The 13,171-nt window shown below is 59.5% G+C and carries 12 protein-coding genes and 1 riboswitch; of the genes, 4 read left to right on the forward strand and 8 right to left on the reverse strand.

Going from position 1 to position 13,171, the window contains the following annotated elements; translation table 11 throughout:
• Window positions 1–87 precede the first annotated feature (87 nt).
• The 4 genes from PA598K_RS38430 to PA598K_RS31305 form a co-directional block, all read right to left on the reverse strand.
• The gene (locus PA598K_RS38430) at window positions 88–1,575 is read right to left on the reverse strand and encodes a cryptochrome/photolyase family protein (protein WP_260405710.1); all 1,488 of its coding nucleotides are present in this window, start codon (window positions 1,573–1,575) and stop codon (window positions 88–90) included.
• Between the two features lie 334 nt (window positions 1,576–1,909).
• Complete coding sequence (locus PA598K_RS31295; protein WP_260405711.1) at window positions 1,910–2,353, reverse strand: C40 family peptidase; 444 nt, start codon at window positions 2,351–2,353, stop codon at window positions 1,910–1,912.
• 3 nt (window positions 2,354–2,356) lie between these two features.
• Window positions 2,357–2,518: riboswitch (cyclic di-AMP (ydaO/yuaA leader) on the reverse strand.
• A 240-nt stretch (window positions 2,519–2,758) separates the two neighbouring features.
• Window positions 2,759–3,574, reverse strand: coding sequence for a hypothetical protein (locus PA598K_RS31300; protein ID WP_128660698.1), 816 nt, complete (start codon window positions 3,572–3,574; stop codon window positions 2,759–2,761).
• Between the two features lie 10 nt (window positions 3,575–3,584).
• On the reverse strand, window positions 3,585–5,594 hold the full coding sequence (locus PA598K_RS31305; protein ID WP_128660699.1) for a M1 family metallopeptidase: 2,010 nt from the start codon (window positions 5,592–5,594) through the stop codon (window positions 3,585–3,587).
• A 164-nt stretch (window positions 5,595–5,758) separates the two neighbouring features.
• On the opposite strand from PA598K_RS31305, the gene PA598K_RS31310 reads away from it, so the two are divergent.
• On the forward strand, window positions 5,759–6,274 hold the full coding sequence (locus tag PA598K_RS31310; protein WP_128660700.1) for a YwhD family protein: 516 nt from the start codon (window positions 5,759–5,761) through the stop codon (window positions 6,272–6,274).
• A gap of 295 nt (window positions 6,275–6,569) precedes the next feature.
• Here PA598K_RS31310 and PA598K_RS31315 read toward each other — a convergent pair whose 3' ends face one another.
• Window positions 6,570–6,722: a DUF1540 domain-containing protein gene (locus PA598K_RS31315; protein WP_128660701.1), complete on the reverse strand. Its 153-nt coding sequence runs from the start codon at window positions 6,720–6,722 to the stop codon at window positions 6,570–6,572.
• Between the two features lie 297 nt (window positions 6,723–7,019).
• Between PA598K_RS31315 and PA598K_RS31320 the strand changes: the two genes are divergently transcribed.
• On the forward strand, window positions 7,020–7,529 hold the full coding sequence (locus tag PA598K_RS31320) for an MgtC/SapB family protein (protein ID WP_128660702.1): 510 nt from the start codon (window positions 7,020–7,022) through the stop codon (window positions 7,527–7,529).
• Between the two features lie 188 nt (window positions 7,530–7,717).
• The gene (locus PA598K_RS31325) at window positions 7,718–8,005 is read left to right on the forward strand and encodes a hypothetical protein (protein ID WP_128660703.1); all 288 of its coding nucleotides are present in this window, start codon (window positions 7,718–7,720) and stop codon (window positions 8,003–8,005) included.
• A 98-nt stretch (window positions 8,006–8,103) separates the two neighbouring features.
• Here PA598K_RS31325 and PA598K_RS31330 read toward each other — a convergent pair whose 3' ends face one another.
• Entirely contained in the window at window positions 8,104–9,288 is a 1,185-nt protein-coding gene (locus PA598K_RS31330) for a polysaccharide deacetylase family protein (RefSeq protein ID WP_185602334.1), read from the reverse strand.
• Window positions 9,289–9,498: 210 nt separating this feature from the next.
• Between PA598K_RS31330 and PA598K_RS31335 the strand changes: the two genes are divergently transcribed.
• On the forward strand, window positions 9,499–11,613 hold the full coding sequence (locus PA598K_RS31335) for a DUF2339 domain-containing protein (protein WP_128660705.1): 2,115 nt from the start codon (window positions 9,499–9,501) through the stop codon (window positions 11,611–11,613).
• 161 nt (window positions 11,614–11,774) lie between these two features.
• Here PA598K_RS31335 and PA598K_RS31340 read toward each other — a convergent pair whose 3' ends face one another.
• Together PA598K_RS31340 and PA598K_RS31345 are read right to left on the reverse strand one after the other, a co-directional pair.
• Complete coding sequence (locus PA598K_RS31340) at window positions 11,775–12,665, reverse strand: 1,4-dihydroxy-6-naphthoate synthase (protein WP_128660707.1); 891 nt, start codon at window positions 12,663–12,665, stop codon at window positions 11,775–11,777.
• A 5-nt stretch (window positions 12,666–12,670) separates the two neighbouring features.
• Window positions 12,671–13,171, reverse strand: a 501-nt coding sequence (locus PA598K_RS31345) for a futalosine hydrolase (protein WP_128660708.1), incomplete at its 5' end; no start/stop codon positions are given.

Below are 13,171 nucleotides of genomic sequence, written 5' to 3' on the forward strand. Positions count from 1 at the left end.
GTCGCCAGCACATCGAGCGAGTCGCCGACTCTTGGCTGTTGTTGATTCACCCGCCCGTTGTCCCACCCCGCCGCACCACAGCGCTATCTACGCACGCAATATCTCCTTGTATACCTCGATCGCCCGAGCCCGGGAGGCCTTCAGATCGACGATGGCGTCCGGCTGCGGGAGATGGATCGCCTTGTCGTCAAGATGGGCGAGCTGCGGCAGCCAGCGACGGATATAGGTGCCGCTCGGGTCGTGCTGGTGCGACTGGCTGGCCGGGTTCATGATGCGGAAGTAGGGGGCGGCGTCGTAGCCGAGCGACGAGCTCCATAGCCAGCCGCCGCGATTGAGGCAGTTGTCGTAGTCGGCGAGCTGACGACGGAAGTATCGCTCGCCGAGCGTGAACGGGCAGAGCAGGTTTTTGGTCAGGAACATCGCGTTGATCATCCGCAGCCGATTGTGCATCTCGCCGGTCTCGCGCAGCTCGGTCATCGAGGCGTCGATGATCGGGATGCCGGTGCGCGCCTGCTCCCAGGCCTCGTAGTGTTGGTCGGAGAGGGGGGAGAGGTCGTAACGCTGCTCGTAACGGTAGAAGTCTTCATTGTAGATGGCCTGATAGAGGTAAAAGTCGCGCCAGGCGAGCTGTCGGACCCAAGTCTCTCCGCCATCCTTGCCCTGGGCGGCGGCGTAGGCGGTTCTGGCGGAGAGCGAGCCGGTATTGAGGTAGCGGGAGATGCCGCTCGTCCCGTCATCGCGGGTGTAGCGATCGCGCCGTTTGTCGTAATCGCGCAGTCCCTCGCTATCCACGAAATCAGCGAGCAGTGCGCAGGGGTCTTCCCTTTCGTAGACCGCCTGCGCCCAGGCATCTTCCCCTTCGTCGACCGCCTGCGCCCAAGGGTCCTCTCCTTCGTTGGCCGCCAACGCCCAGGGGTCTTCTCCTTCGCCAACCTTCAGGTGTGAATTCCCAGCATCCTCAGCATTACCATGCGCCCCCCAGAGCGCTTCCTCCAGCTCGGGAGGCAACGCGAACCGGCTGCCGATGCCATCGGGCAGCTCGGCCACGGTCTGCAGCTCCTCGAGTTTGGCGCTGGCTTGCGGCTGGGCGTACTGCTGCATATAGCCGCTCCATTTGTTGTAGAATGGCGTGAATACCTTGTACGGCTCGGAGCGTCCGGTGTGACGGTGGAAGTCCTCCAGATCGGCGAGCGGCAGGTCGTCTAGCAGTACCCAGGGCACTCCTTGCTGCTCGGCCAGCACCCGAATCTGCTCATCGCGTCTCCGTGCGTAAGGGGTATAGTCCGCATGCGCAACGATACCCTGGAGCGGCGCGTGCGTGAGCAGCGTCTCTACGACCTCGACGGGGTTGCCATGGAGCAGGTGCAGGCGCTTGTCGGCACGACCGTACGCCGCCTGGAGCCGGGCGACCTCGCGCAGGAACTGGCGTCCGCTGTGGGCTTGCGCCCGGCCATCCTTCAGCAACGCGGGATCGAGGATGAGCAGGTGAAGGCCGGACAGGCCTCGCCTCTTCAGCGCATCAAAAGCCCTCATGTCGTGCGTGCGCAGATCCTTGCGATGAATAAACAGGTACACGTGACGAAACCCCCTCTTCGATGCTGCGTAGTATAAGCCAATACACCATTTGGGCGGGAAGTAAACAGCGGGGATGCGCCAGAGAAGCACTCTATGCTGTACCTCTCGCTGCGGGACTCGCTCGTCAGGGGAAGCGTGCGGACAGTGCGGTCGTTCAACCGCCCGTCGTGACGCCGGAGCCCTGAGCTGCTCCAGTGCCGAGCCAATAAAAAACCGCAGCCGTCTGCGGGTGCAAACAGCTGCGGTGGAGTGGGGCGACAAGGTGGTCGAAGCGAACCGCCCTGACGCGGACAAGCCTTGCGGAGGCTTGGTGTCTAATCGGCCTCTCCCGATCCTAGAGATCGGCTACGCGGCGCGCGCCCAAATAGCGCTTGTCCCAGTAAGCTTCGCTCAGCTTGCTGATCATGACGCCTTTGCTCGAGGAAGCATGGGCGAATCGCTCGCCGTCGACGACGATGCCGATGTGGGATACGCCTTTGCCGCTGGTGTTGAAGTAGACCAGGTCGCCAGGCTGCAGCTCGTCGCGCTCGACGCTCTCGCCAAGCTCGGCCTGGGCTCCCGAGGTGCGGGGCAGGTCGATATCCAGTTGCTTGAAGACGTACGAAGTAAAGCCGGAGCAGTCGAAGCCGCTCGTCGTGGTGCCGGCATACTTGTACGGTGTGCCGATCAGTTCGGCGATCACCTCTTCCATCTTGCTGAAGGAAGAAGCGAATGCGGCTGTTGCCATCATGCTCATAATCAAGACTAGAGCCGCCAAAGAAGTGAACACTTTTCTCAAGCAAAAAGCTCCTTCCGCTGCCTACGAGGTTAGCTGAGGGGTTCGGTAGAAGGCTCCCTATGCTCCTCCGGATACGCTTGCGCCAGACAAGCGGACCGAGAAGCAATTCACCCGGATAATGGTTCCCCCGTTTCCTGAAGCTCAGGAATTCGGCGTTCTTATGTAGTATATCGAAGAAGATTTCGAGCCATTTTGCATTTATCCTGCTTTTGTCACATAATATTCACATTTGAAAGCCATTTCATGGATAAAAAATGAACGATTTGTTACTCTGTGTCGTTAAAGGCGCGAAATCTTCTCCAGGTGCACTCTAATGATTTATGACCGGGACAATGTCGAATATTCCCGTTACCTTCCAACGGAGACAGCAAAAAGCCCTCTGCAGAGACGCAGAGGGCTTGGCGATCAGCTCTTCCGGGACTGCCACACCCCGTACTGGGAGGCCAGCGTCCATACGCGGATGAGCATGCGGACGAGATAAAAGGCTTGATGGAGCATCAAGGCGAGCAGCCCGGCCCAGACGAGCGTTACGGCGGAGACGGCGAGCCCGACGACAGCTGCGATCACCCACATGAGGACCGTCATCAACGTGAGCGGCAGGAAGGCGCGAATCGAGCGGAGCGTGTTGCCGAGCATGCCTGCCTCGGAGACGACGCCGAATTGCAGACTAAGGAAGATCAGGTGGAGCAGGAAGCTCCAGAACAGCCAGCCGGCCCCGTAAGGGAGCGCCGTCCTGGCAGCCTCGGCGAGCGTCGGACTGGAGAGCAGCAGCTGGAAGGCTGCGGGCAGCAGCCACCAGGCCGGCGCCAGGATGAGCAAGGACTTGAGCCAATAGAGGAGTGCGATTTTCTTCCAACAGATGCGTATGCCCTGTATGAAACGGGTGCCGCCCTCGTCCGTCGCATGCCGGAGGGAGTAGAGCAGTCCGCTCTGGATGAGTGGAGAGATGAGCATCCGCAGCAGTACGATGATGCCCAAGGTCCATAGATAAGGCTTGATCATATCGGTCTTGAGCAGCTGGAACTGCGCCTCCATGAGGAAGAGCTGGACCGCCTGCTCCGATGGCAGGGTGTCGGGATATCGCTTTAATAGCGGGAGGAAGGCGGACTCGACATAGCGGTACAGGCCGAACCCCCACAAGAGCTGGTACAGGAACAGGAAGATGACAATGTATAGATGCTTGACGGCGAGCCGCCAGCCTTGCCGAATATGCTCTTTCATACGAGCCTCCTCACCAGCCCAAGGAGCTGAGCAGCCCCTCGATCGCTTTGACGATGCCGAGATTCCAGCGGGTGCCGCTTCGTCCCGGCAGCTCCGCCTTCATATAATTGTTCATGCGTTTGTTATCGAGTACGATCGTATACTCGGGGTCGACTGCAGCCCAGGCAAGCGGCGCGCTATGCGTCATCTTGTATTGGATATGCGTCTCCTGGGCGTCCCATTGCTTCTCTATCGTCTTGCCGTCCTGGAAGTGCAGGAGGATAGGCACCTGCTCGACATCGCCGCCGCGCTTGCGGACCAGGATGACCGACTCGTAGACGGTGCGGCCATCTTGCTTGACTGGACGTACGCTGATCGATTCGACGGCGAAGTCGGCCATCTGCTCGCCATAGATGTATTGGTCGAAGTAATCCTTCCAGCTCTGCTTGGTCACCTGCTCCACGACGCGTTGGAAGTCGCCGGTGGACGGGTGCTTGAAGCGATATTTCTGGAAGTAGGTGCGCAAGATTTTGCGCATCGTCTGCGCGCCGACCCGCTGCTCCATATCGACGAGGACAAGCTTGGCCCGCATGTACACATTTTCGGCATAGTGATCGTGATCCCGGTAGGACCAGGATAGCTGTTTGAGCGGCGCGGGATCGGTCATGTAGCTGGATTCGACGAGCAGATTGGGCATGACCCCGTACTCGCTCTCCATCACCTTGTCCTCCGCATAGGAGGTGAAGCCCTCGTCGAGCCAGGCTTCCTCAAATTCGTTGGAGGCTGCCATGCCGTACCAATACTGATGACCGATCTCATGGATGACGACGCGCTCCAGCTCATAGCCGGGATTGTCGTTGTCTGCGGCGAATGCGGTGACAAGCGTCGGGTATTCCATGCCGCCGGCTCCGCCGCCGCCAGCAGGCGGGACAACGATGGAGAGCGTGGAGTAAGGATACTCGCCATACCACTGAGCATATTTGGCCAGCGCCGACTTGGCGGCATGCATGTAGCGATCCTGGAGCTGGGCATGACTCGGGTCGAGATAGAGCTTGATCCGCACGCCCGGGACGCCGTCGGTCGAGTACGGCTCCTCCGCATAGACGAAGTCGGGCGAAGCCGCCCAGGCGAAGTCATGGACATCGTCGGCGTAGAACTGATAGATTTTGTTGTTGCCTTTGGTAGCCGCTGCTTTGGTAGGGAAGCCGGTAGCCGCCACTTTGTAATCGGCCGGGACCTGGATGCGGACGTTATAGATGCCAAAGTCGCTGTAAAACTCCGAGTTGCCGTGGTACTGGTGAGCGCTCCAGCCTTCGTTGACGCGCCCCCGCGTGCCGACCGTTTCGTACTTGGCCAGCTTGGGGAACCATTGGCCCGCCATGACGAAGTCGCCGGTATAGCCCATCCTCGCGAAAACTGCGGGCAACTGGACGACGAATTCGGTCGTAAGGGTGACGCTCTCACCGGGCCCGACCGGATCGGGCAGCTTCAGCTTGGCCAGGGTGTGGTCCTCGACGTTGCCATCGTCAGGTTGTACATAATGCAGGCGAGGCAGCAGGCTCTCGCCCTCCTCGGTCTTCAGACTGAGCAACGTCATCGAGCCGACGCTCGCTTCGGTAGCCTTGTCCTCCCGCAGCTTGCCGCCGGACTCGCGCATAAACGAGGTGTCGGGGGAAGCAAAGGCGTTGGGATACAGATGCCAATACATCTCGGACACTAGCTGCTTGCCGGGATTGGTCCAGGTGACGGTCTGCTTGCCTCGAAGCTGCCTGGCCTGCTCGTCCAGTTGCACATCCATATGGTATTCGACGATACGGTGACTGAGGACGCGGGCTGATGGGACCTGGATGAACTCGGACTCGGACGTCTCGACAGCTGGAGGCTGCTCGCGTCCGGGGGTCTGTGCTGTCTGGGATGATGGAGTATACGCGTACATGTACTGCGATTGCCAGGCTTCACCGAACCCGTGCTGCAAGGAGAGCGCGAGCAAGGAGGCCAGCAGGGCGACAAACACGATTTTCTTGGTAAGACTAGGGATCATGGCTCCAATACCTCCCGTTGACAAGCTTTCTAAGGCATGTATATGTTGGCTTTTCGCGGATTATTAGCTAAAATAGAATTTAATTCGTTAGCGAATTCGTCGTCCCCGGCGAGCGGGGGGGACATGAATAGAAGAAGGACCAACAAGCGGGAGGGAATAAGGTAATGGAACAAGGCAATGTGCCGGAGAAAAAAACGCGTCAGGGCTTCAACCTGATCGCCGGCGAGAAGCATAGAGGATTCGGAGCGGGCTCGATCGATCTGAACTCGGTCATATGCGTCATCATCGATGGAGACGAGGCGTATCTGGACGCCGGGGCGATGCATGCCAAGAGCGCGATCGAGAAACGGATCAAATTCAGCATGAATAAGGAGGATGTCCCGAACGGACGTCAGTGCTGGATCGTCTGGGTGGCGGTGGAGCGTACGGAGGAAGGTTCGAACTATGGAGGCGCGAGCGCCTGCGAGATGCTGATCGACACCGAAGCGCGTCGGGGCTGGAAGATCCTTGCCGATCATGTGAACAAGCTCGACTACGCGATGAAGCGCCGCTACATCCTGGGCGAACTCGGCGACAAGGAGAAACAGCTGCTAAAAACCCTGCTCCTCGAGCACAATGAGGAATGGTGGAACAACTCTCCCGAGGCGCTGCACGAGGCGTTGGCGGTCGCGAAGTTATGAGTAACATGTCCGAGCCCTTTTTGCAGCATGTCCTTGCGACGCAGATTGGTCTCGTGACGCAGTTGATCGTCCAGCCATTGATGGATCGCAGCCTCATGCTTTGTCATCGATAAGCACACCTCCCGGTAGATACAAAAAATGCCGCTTCGCCTTCAGACCATGGAAGGTCCGAGGCAAAGCGGCATGTGCTTCACGCCAGTTTGCTTTGTCAAAAATAAATCTTGATAATGGTTATCATTATTGGTACAATAACAAAAGAAAGAAGGGACCGCTGAAATCCCTTCATTCCGAAGCCTTATTTTGGATCAAACGTTTTGCAGTCGGTTTCTGCGGAACGGTGTGCAGTCGTCTCTTGCGTGCTAGCAATGAGAATCGACTCTGCGCCACAACGGTTGTTGCCTGCCCAGTTGCGGCAAGAGCTGACTTCGCAGATGACATCCTTAGCCATGTGGGTTCACCTCCTCTATGGGGCACAATCGCATAGCTTGTACAAGTTGACGCTTGTACAGCAACCTGCTAGCCTTTTCCAGTGAGATGGAAAGGGTTGTTTGTGCTTCTATGATTGTGCTAGTTATTACCCCTTCATTGTACCAGACAATCAGCTCAAAGGCAAACGAGATCATGCGAACCCCAGTCGAGGAGAACTATTCATGTATGCGTTATCATCGGAATAGACTGTTCCGTATGGCTGATCGTCGGGTAAAAGGCGTCGGTTCGCGATAACGGGCATAGAAGGTGATGTGGATTGGAGGGTTTCCTGACCTGGATTGACGCAGACGTTCCTCATTATGAGGTGTATCTCCGAATCGTCATCAGCGCGCTGCTCGGATTCCTGATCGGCTGGGACAGGGAGGCCAAGAGCAAGCCTGCCGGGCTGAAAACCTACATGTACGTTTGCGTGGCAAGCGCGTTGATTACGATCATCTCGATCTACAGTGTAGGCAAGTTCAGCACCGGGGAAGGGACGATGATGGATCCGATGCGATTAGCGGCTCAGATTGTTTCCGGGCTTGGTTTTCTCGGGGCGGGCGTTATCCTCAAGGATGGTCTGCAGGTCAAAGGGCTTACCTCCGCAGCGATGATCCTGTATGTCGGCGGGATCGGCATCGGCGTGGGGGCGGGCTTCTATAGCCTGGTAGTCTTTACGGTGTTGCTCACGACGGTGATGGCACGGATCGGCAATGCGCTCGAGCGAAGCAAGTTCAGGACGCATCGGACGTCGGGGGAAGACGGGGATAAGGATCATGACAACTAGACATCCCACGCGGAGGTCGACCAAGAGCCCTCGACTTTGATTATCGTCGGTTGAAGGTTCTTGGTGAAGCGTTTGGCTGCTGGCTTGTATTCGGAGCAGGATTTCGTTACCCTAACCTGGAGACACTGTACAATAGCCCAGATAGGACCCATAGGGCAAGCATGCCGAAGCGGGAAGGAGGGGGAGGAATGGAGAACGCCATCGCCTCGTTGCCATACTACAAGGTTGAACGCGAGGTGGACAAGCTGTCCATATGCACCAAGGTTCATGAGCTGGAGATGCATCTATATATGACGTGCGTGCGCACGGCGCACAAGGAGATTCCGATCGATCATCTATTCGACATCTCCTACCGCCGGATGCGCGGCGAGGAGGGCTTGCTGTACCTTCATACGAACCAGGGTATCGTCACCTTGACGCTGAAGGTGGACCCAAGCGGATTCATCGAGGCGTATCAGGGGATCGTCGGTAAATAAAGCCGCACCCGGCGGCGGGGATGCGAGGCAGCCCGCCCAGATGTGATGGTCTCACTATGTCTGAGGGCGGGCTGATCAAGCAGGATGACAGGCTGATCTTACAGCGTCAGATCGACTCGCTTCTCCCCGGCTTGCCACGTCAACTTAATGCCGTAGGCCTCGCAAAAGGCTCGAAGCGGGATGAGCCCGTCCCGGCCGTCTCGCGGCGGTTTGACGCCCGGCAGGGCGGCGACGGCATGATTGACGACAAGCTTCAGCTCGGAGGGGGCCTCGGTGGTCTCGGTAGCTGACGGTTCTTGCTTCATCTCCAACTGGTAGGCTTGGAGTCGGGAGATCAGCTCTTCGCCGAGCGGCGCGGCATTGATGCGGAAGCCGCGTTGTTGGCCGGGTGTATTAATGCCCGGCTTGGTTGTGAAGGAGAGGGGCACGCCCAGCTCTTGCAGCGTCTGCTCCACTTGCGGATTGTACGCGCCATAAGGGAAGGCGAGTGCGAGACTTCCGTGTCCTAGCTCCTCCTGCAACCGTTGCTCCCCTAAGCTGAGATCTGTTTTGATGCGGCGGAGGTATTCCGTCTCGCTCTCGTTTCGCTCCTCGGCTTTGAGATAGAGTGGATTGGAGAGGACAGGACCTCGCTTCTCTTCTGCATTGACTGGGCCATAGATATGTGAATCATAGGTATGACTATGGAAGCTGAAGCCTTGCTCCTCCATCTCCCGCATCTGCGCCCAGGACAGCTTGGGGCGGCCGGTGCGGTTGTCGATCGCCGAGACGATGACGAAGTTGGCGGCGGTGTAGCCATAGTCGCGGAGCACAGGATAAGCCAAGCTGTAGAAGCTCTCATAACCGTCGTCAAAGGTGATCAGGACGGCGTTATCAGGCACAGGGGCGCCCTCAAGTATAAAGGCGGTGTATTGCTCCATCGTGATGATGTTGAAGCGATGCTCTTGCAGCTGGCGCATCTGCTTTTCGAACGTCTGGATCGCCATCTCATCTGCGGTTTCTTGACCCTCTGTAAGCTCATGATACATGAGGACCGTGACTTTATTAGAATAGTAATTCTCAGTATTACTTGATCTGGCCTTGACCCATTGAACGGGAAGCTGTAGCGTATCGCTTATGAAGGTGTCGGGTACATACAAGACGTTATTTCGTTTGACCACCTCCAGATTGTCAACCAACCGCCCATTGACGGCCAGACTCACGGGCTGGAAGCCGCAAGAGGTCAAGCAGATGGCAAGGAACAGACCGATCAGAGATAGAATAAAATGATGGCGTCGATTCATGTGAATTCTCCTTCTAATGAGGGTAAGTATGTTATAAAGAGGCTTATGAACTCTCATTATAGGAGCTATATCTTAGCGGGGGAGGGTGGAAATGCTTAATAAATGCTTAGCATTCGCTGAAGGAGTCGTTACAAGCAGAGGACTATTACGTCCGGCCTAATCGCGAATACAATCCGACTTGTACATAAAATTCGAATAGGGAGGCTTGCAATGGCGATGGAAGAACGGCTCCGCGCGCTGGAAAAAAAGATAGCGCAAATGGAACAGGAACTGACTGATCTGCGGCGCTCGCGTGATCCTGGCGCAGCTGCTGGGCCAGATCAACGCGACTCATATGGCGAGGGTCAACAACTGGGGCAGGAATCTGGCAAGCCTCGCGAGGCGGCGGCTTCTGCGCCGCCTGCGCAAGGGGGCTACGGGCCGAAAGGACGAACGCCGGAAGGCTACGGACAACGCGCCGGTATGCCGCCGGAGGGGTACGGGCCGGGAGGCGGCCCGAGTGCGTCGCCTGGTCAGGAGGGCTACGGACAACGCGCCGGTATGCCGCCGGAGGGGTACAGGCCGGGAGGCGGCCCGAGTGCGTCGCCTGGTCAGGAGGGCTACGGCCAGCGCCCCGGGGTGCCGTCTGCGGGCTATGGCTCAGGCGGACGCCCTCCAGTACCGCCCGGGCAAGATGGCTACGGTCAGCGTCCTGGCGTATCGCCTGCGGGCTATGGCTCGGGAGGACGGCCGCCGGTGTCGCCTGGCCAGGACGGTTACGGTCAGCGCGCCACGATGCTGCCGGAAGGTTATGGTCCGGGAGGGCGACCGCCGGAGTTTTCGTATACGCCGCCTCCGCCACGGCCGCCTATCGATTGGGAAGCCGTTGCCCGCGTCTGGCTGCCGCGCGTATTTATCGTAGTGCTGCTGCTTGGCGTGCTTTGGGGCTTCTCGGCGGCTATCGCCGCTGGCTATATCAATGAACCGGTGCGATGTCTGCTTGGCGTAATCGCAGCGGCAGTCATGTACTGGCTGGGCGAGAGGCAGATCCGAGGGGGGCGCGATGCGCTAGGCCAGGTGCTGCTCGGCGGCGCTGTGGCGTTGCTCATGCTGTCCGGCTTCGCTGCGTATACGTTGTATGGCTTGATCCCAGCCGAAGTGGCGGCAGTATACTACATCGGGACGGTGGCCTTGGGCGTATACGCCTCGCTGCGGCATCGTTCGGAGTCGCTGATGGTGACGGCGATGGTGGCCGGATATTTGCTGCCGTTCCTGCTGATCGTCAACGAGCCGAATCTGTTGCTTTCGACCAGCTATTTGACTGTGTTTTCGGTCGCCATGCTCGTGCTGTCGACACGATTTGAGTTCCGGACAGCCTATGGCGCGGCCTTCGGGTTGCTCCATCTGCCGCTAATGCTGCTTTCGATATCCCAACTCGAGGCTGAGCGTCCATTGTTCCTGATGGCGATCCTCATCCAGCATGCAGCACTCTATATCCTGACGGTCCTCTATCGACGGGATCAGCCCTCGACGTATCGACAAGCGCTGCTGTTCACCGGTTTTATGGTGATGGCTGGCTGGTTTTACGCGATGTACGGGCTGCAGTCACCAGGCATGTACGGCGCGCTGATCGGCGTTACCGCGCTGGTCTATGCGGGCACGGCTTACTGGTCTTATCGGCAAGGTCAAGCGGCCTATGCGGTCTACGCGGTGACTGCTATGGCAGGCGTAGCGCTCTGGCTGCTGCATACGCTCCAGCAGGAGCTCCTGGCTGGCGCACTCCTGCTGCAGGGTACAGCGGCGATTGTTCTCGGTCTCCGTCTGCGCAGCAATCTGCAATTTTACTCCGGTCTCGGTCTCTATCTCGTAGGCGCGCTGGCTGTGATCAGCATGCCGATGCAGCAGCTGTATTCCGGCGAGACGGTCAGCTGGGTGATTTTGCTGGCGACGCTGCCGGTACTGTACGGGTACTATGTTACGACGCGCCGGGAAGAGGCATCGCAGCAGCCTGCACTCCAGTTGATCATGTGGGCGGAGGGGCTGTTGATGCTCTACTTCTTGACGCGCGTGGCACAGCTGCTCTCCGCCTCGCTGACGGATGAAGGGCAGCAGTTGGTCGTCTCAGGCGTCTGGATCGTATACGCGATCGCGGTCATCGTGGTCGGCATGATCCTGGCCAAGGCTCGGGTACGATTGGCCGGCGTAGCGTTCCTTTGTCTGACGCTGCTGAAGATCGTCTTCGTCGATCTGCCGGGGCTCTCGACGGCTGTGCGGGCCGTGCTGTTCATCGCCCTGGGCGCGGCGGGCATCGTCGCCTCGCGGTTGCTGTACAAAAAGAAGGAATAGCAAAGCAAGCAGCGCGTCACTGCTCTGCGCACGACAAATAGACCTCCAAGCTCGCTGGCTTGGAGGTCTATTTGCATTGATGGCCTTTTGCATGGTCAGGCCGTAGCGCGGGGACGCTGACATACTTCCCGGCCCCCTCGCGCGGCCCGGCTCGCCTTCGCCTAGTCCGGCTTGCACAGCAGCGCCAGGTCGAACTTCGGAACGAGTCCCTCGTCCATCGCGCGGCCGAGCAGCGCAGTCACGGCTGCATAGCCGTCGTCTCCGAGCGCTTCGGTGAACGTGTTGACGTACAGCTCGATATGCGCCTGCGCGACAGCGGGCGACATCTCCTGAGCATGCGCCATCACATAGTCGGTCGAGTCTTGCGGATGGTCCCAGGCATGACGCACAGAGGCGCGGATCCACTCCGTAAGGCGCTTGGTGTCGAGACCGCGGCGAGCGATGATCGCCCCGAGCGGGATCGGCAGGCCGGTGTCGCTCTCCCACCAGCTGCCCAGATCGGTCATCAGTTGCAGGCCGTAGTCCTGGTAGGTGAAGCGGGCTTCGTGGATGACCAGGCCGGCATCGATGCGACCGTCGCGGACGGCGGGCATGATCTCGTGGAACGGCATGACGACGATCTCGCCGACGCCGCCAGGCACATGATCGGCCACCCACAGCCGGAACAGTAGATAGGCCGTCGAGCGCTCGCTCGGCACCGCCACCCGCTTGCCGGAGAGGCGGGCCGGGTCGATGCCGTCAGTCCGAACATCAGCTGTAGCTGCCAGAGGATCTGGCCCCTCTGGCTGCTCTCCCCGCGTCAGGACGAGCGGGCCGCAGCCGCGCCCGAGCGCGCCGCCGCAGGGCAGCAGGGCGTAGTCGTCGAGCACCCAGGGGAGCGCGGCGTAGGAGATCTTCATCACCTCGGGGCCGCTGCGTTCGTCTGCCAGCCGGTTCGTGATATCGATGTCGGCGTAGGTGACATCGAGCGCAGGCGCATCGGGGAGCAGCCCGTGCGCCCAGGCGTGGAAGACGAACGTGTCATTGGGACAAGGGGAGTAGGCGATCTGCAATCGACTCATGCGAGTACCTCCCGGATCGCTGCCGCGCCGTCCGCCAGCGCATCGAGCGCTTCCTTGATGCGCCAGGCCAGTCGGTCGCGCGGCCCCACCATATTGGAGATGGCGCGCAGCTCAAGGACCGGCAGGCTGCGCGCTTGGGCAGCTACAGCCGCGCCATAGCCCTCCATCGCCTCGGCGACGGCGCCGGGGATGCGACGCACCAGCAGCTCCGCCGACTCGGCCGAGCCGGTGACGGTCGACACGGTCAGCAGAGGGCCGACGCGCACGGTCAGTCCAGCGGCCTCGAGCGCCTGACGGCAACGCTCGACGAGCGCGGCATCGCTCTCGATGCTCGAGGAGCCGAAGCCGAGCTCGTCTACGCTCGCAAAGCCGTCCGGCGTCTCGGCGCCAAGGTCGGCGGCGATGATGCGATCGGCCAAGGCCAGCTCGCCAAGCTCGGCGGCGCCGGCGAAGCCGCCGGCGATCCCGGCGCTAATGACGAGCCGGTATGGCTGCTC

It is taken from the genome of Paenibacillus sp. 598K (assembly GCF_003851045.1).
GTDB lineage: Bacteria > Bacillota > Bacilli > Paenibacillales > Paenibacillaceae > Paenibacillus_D.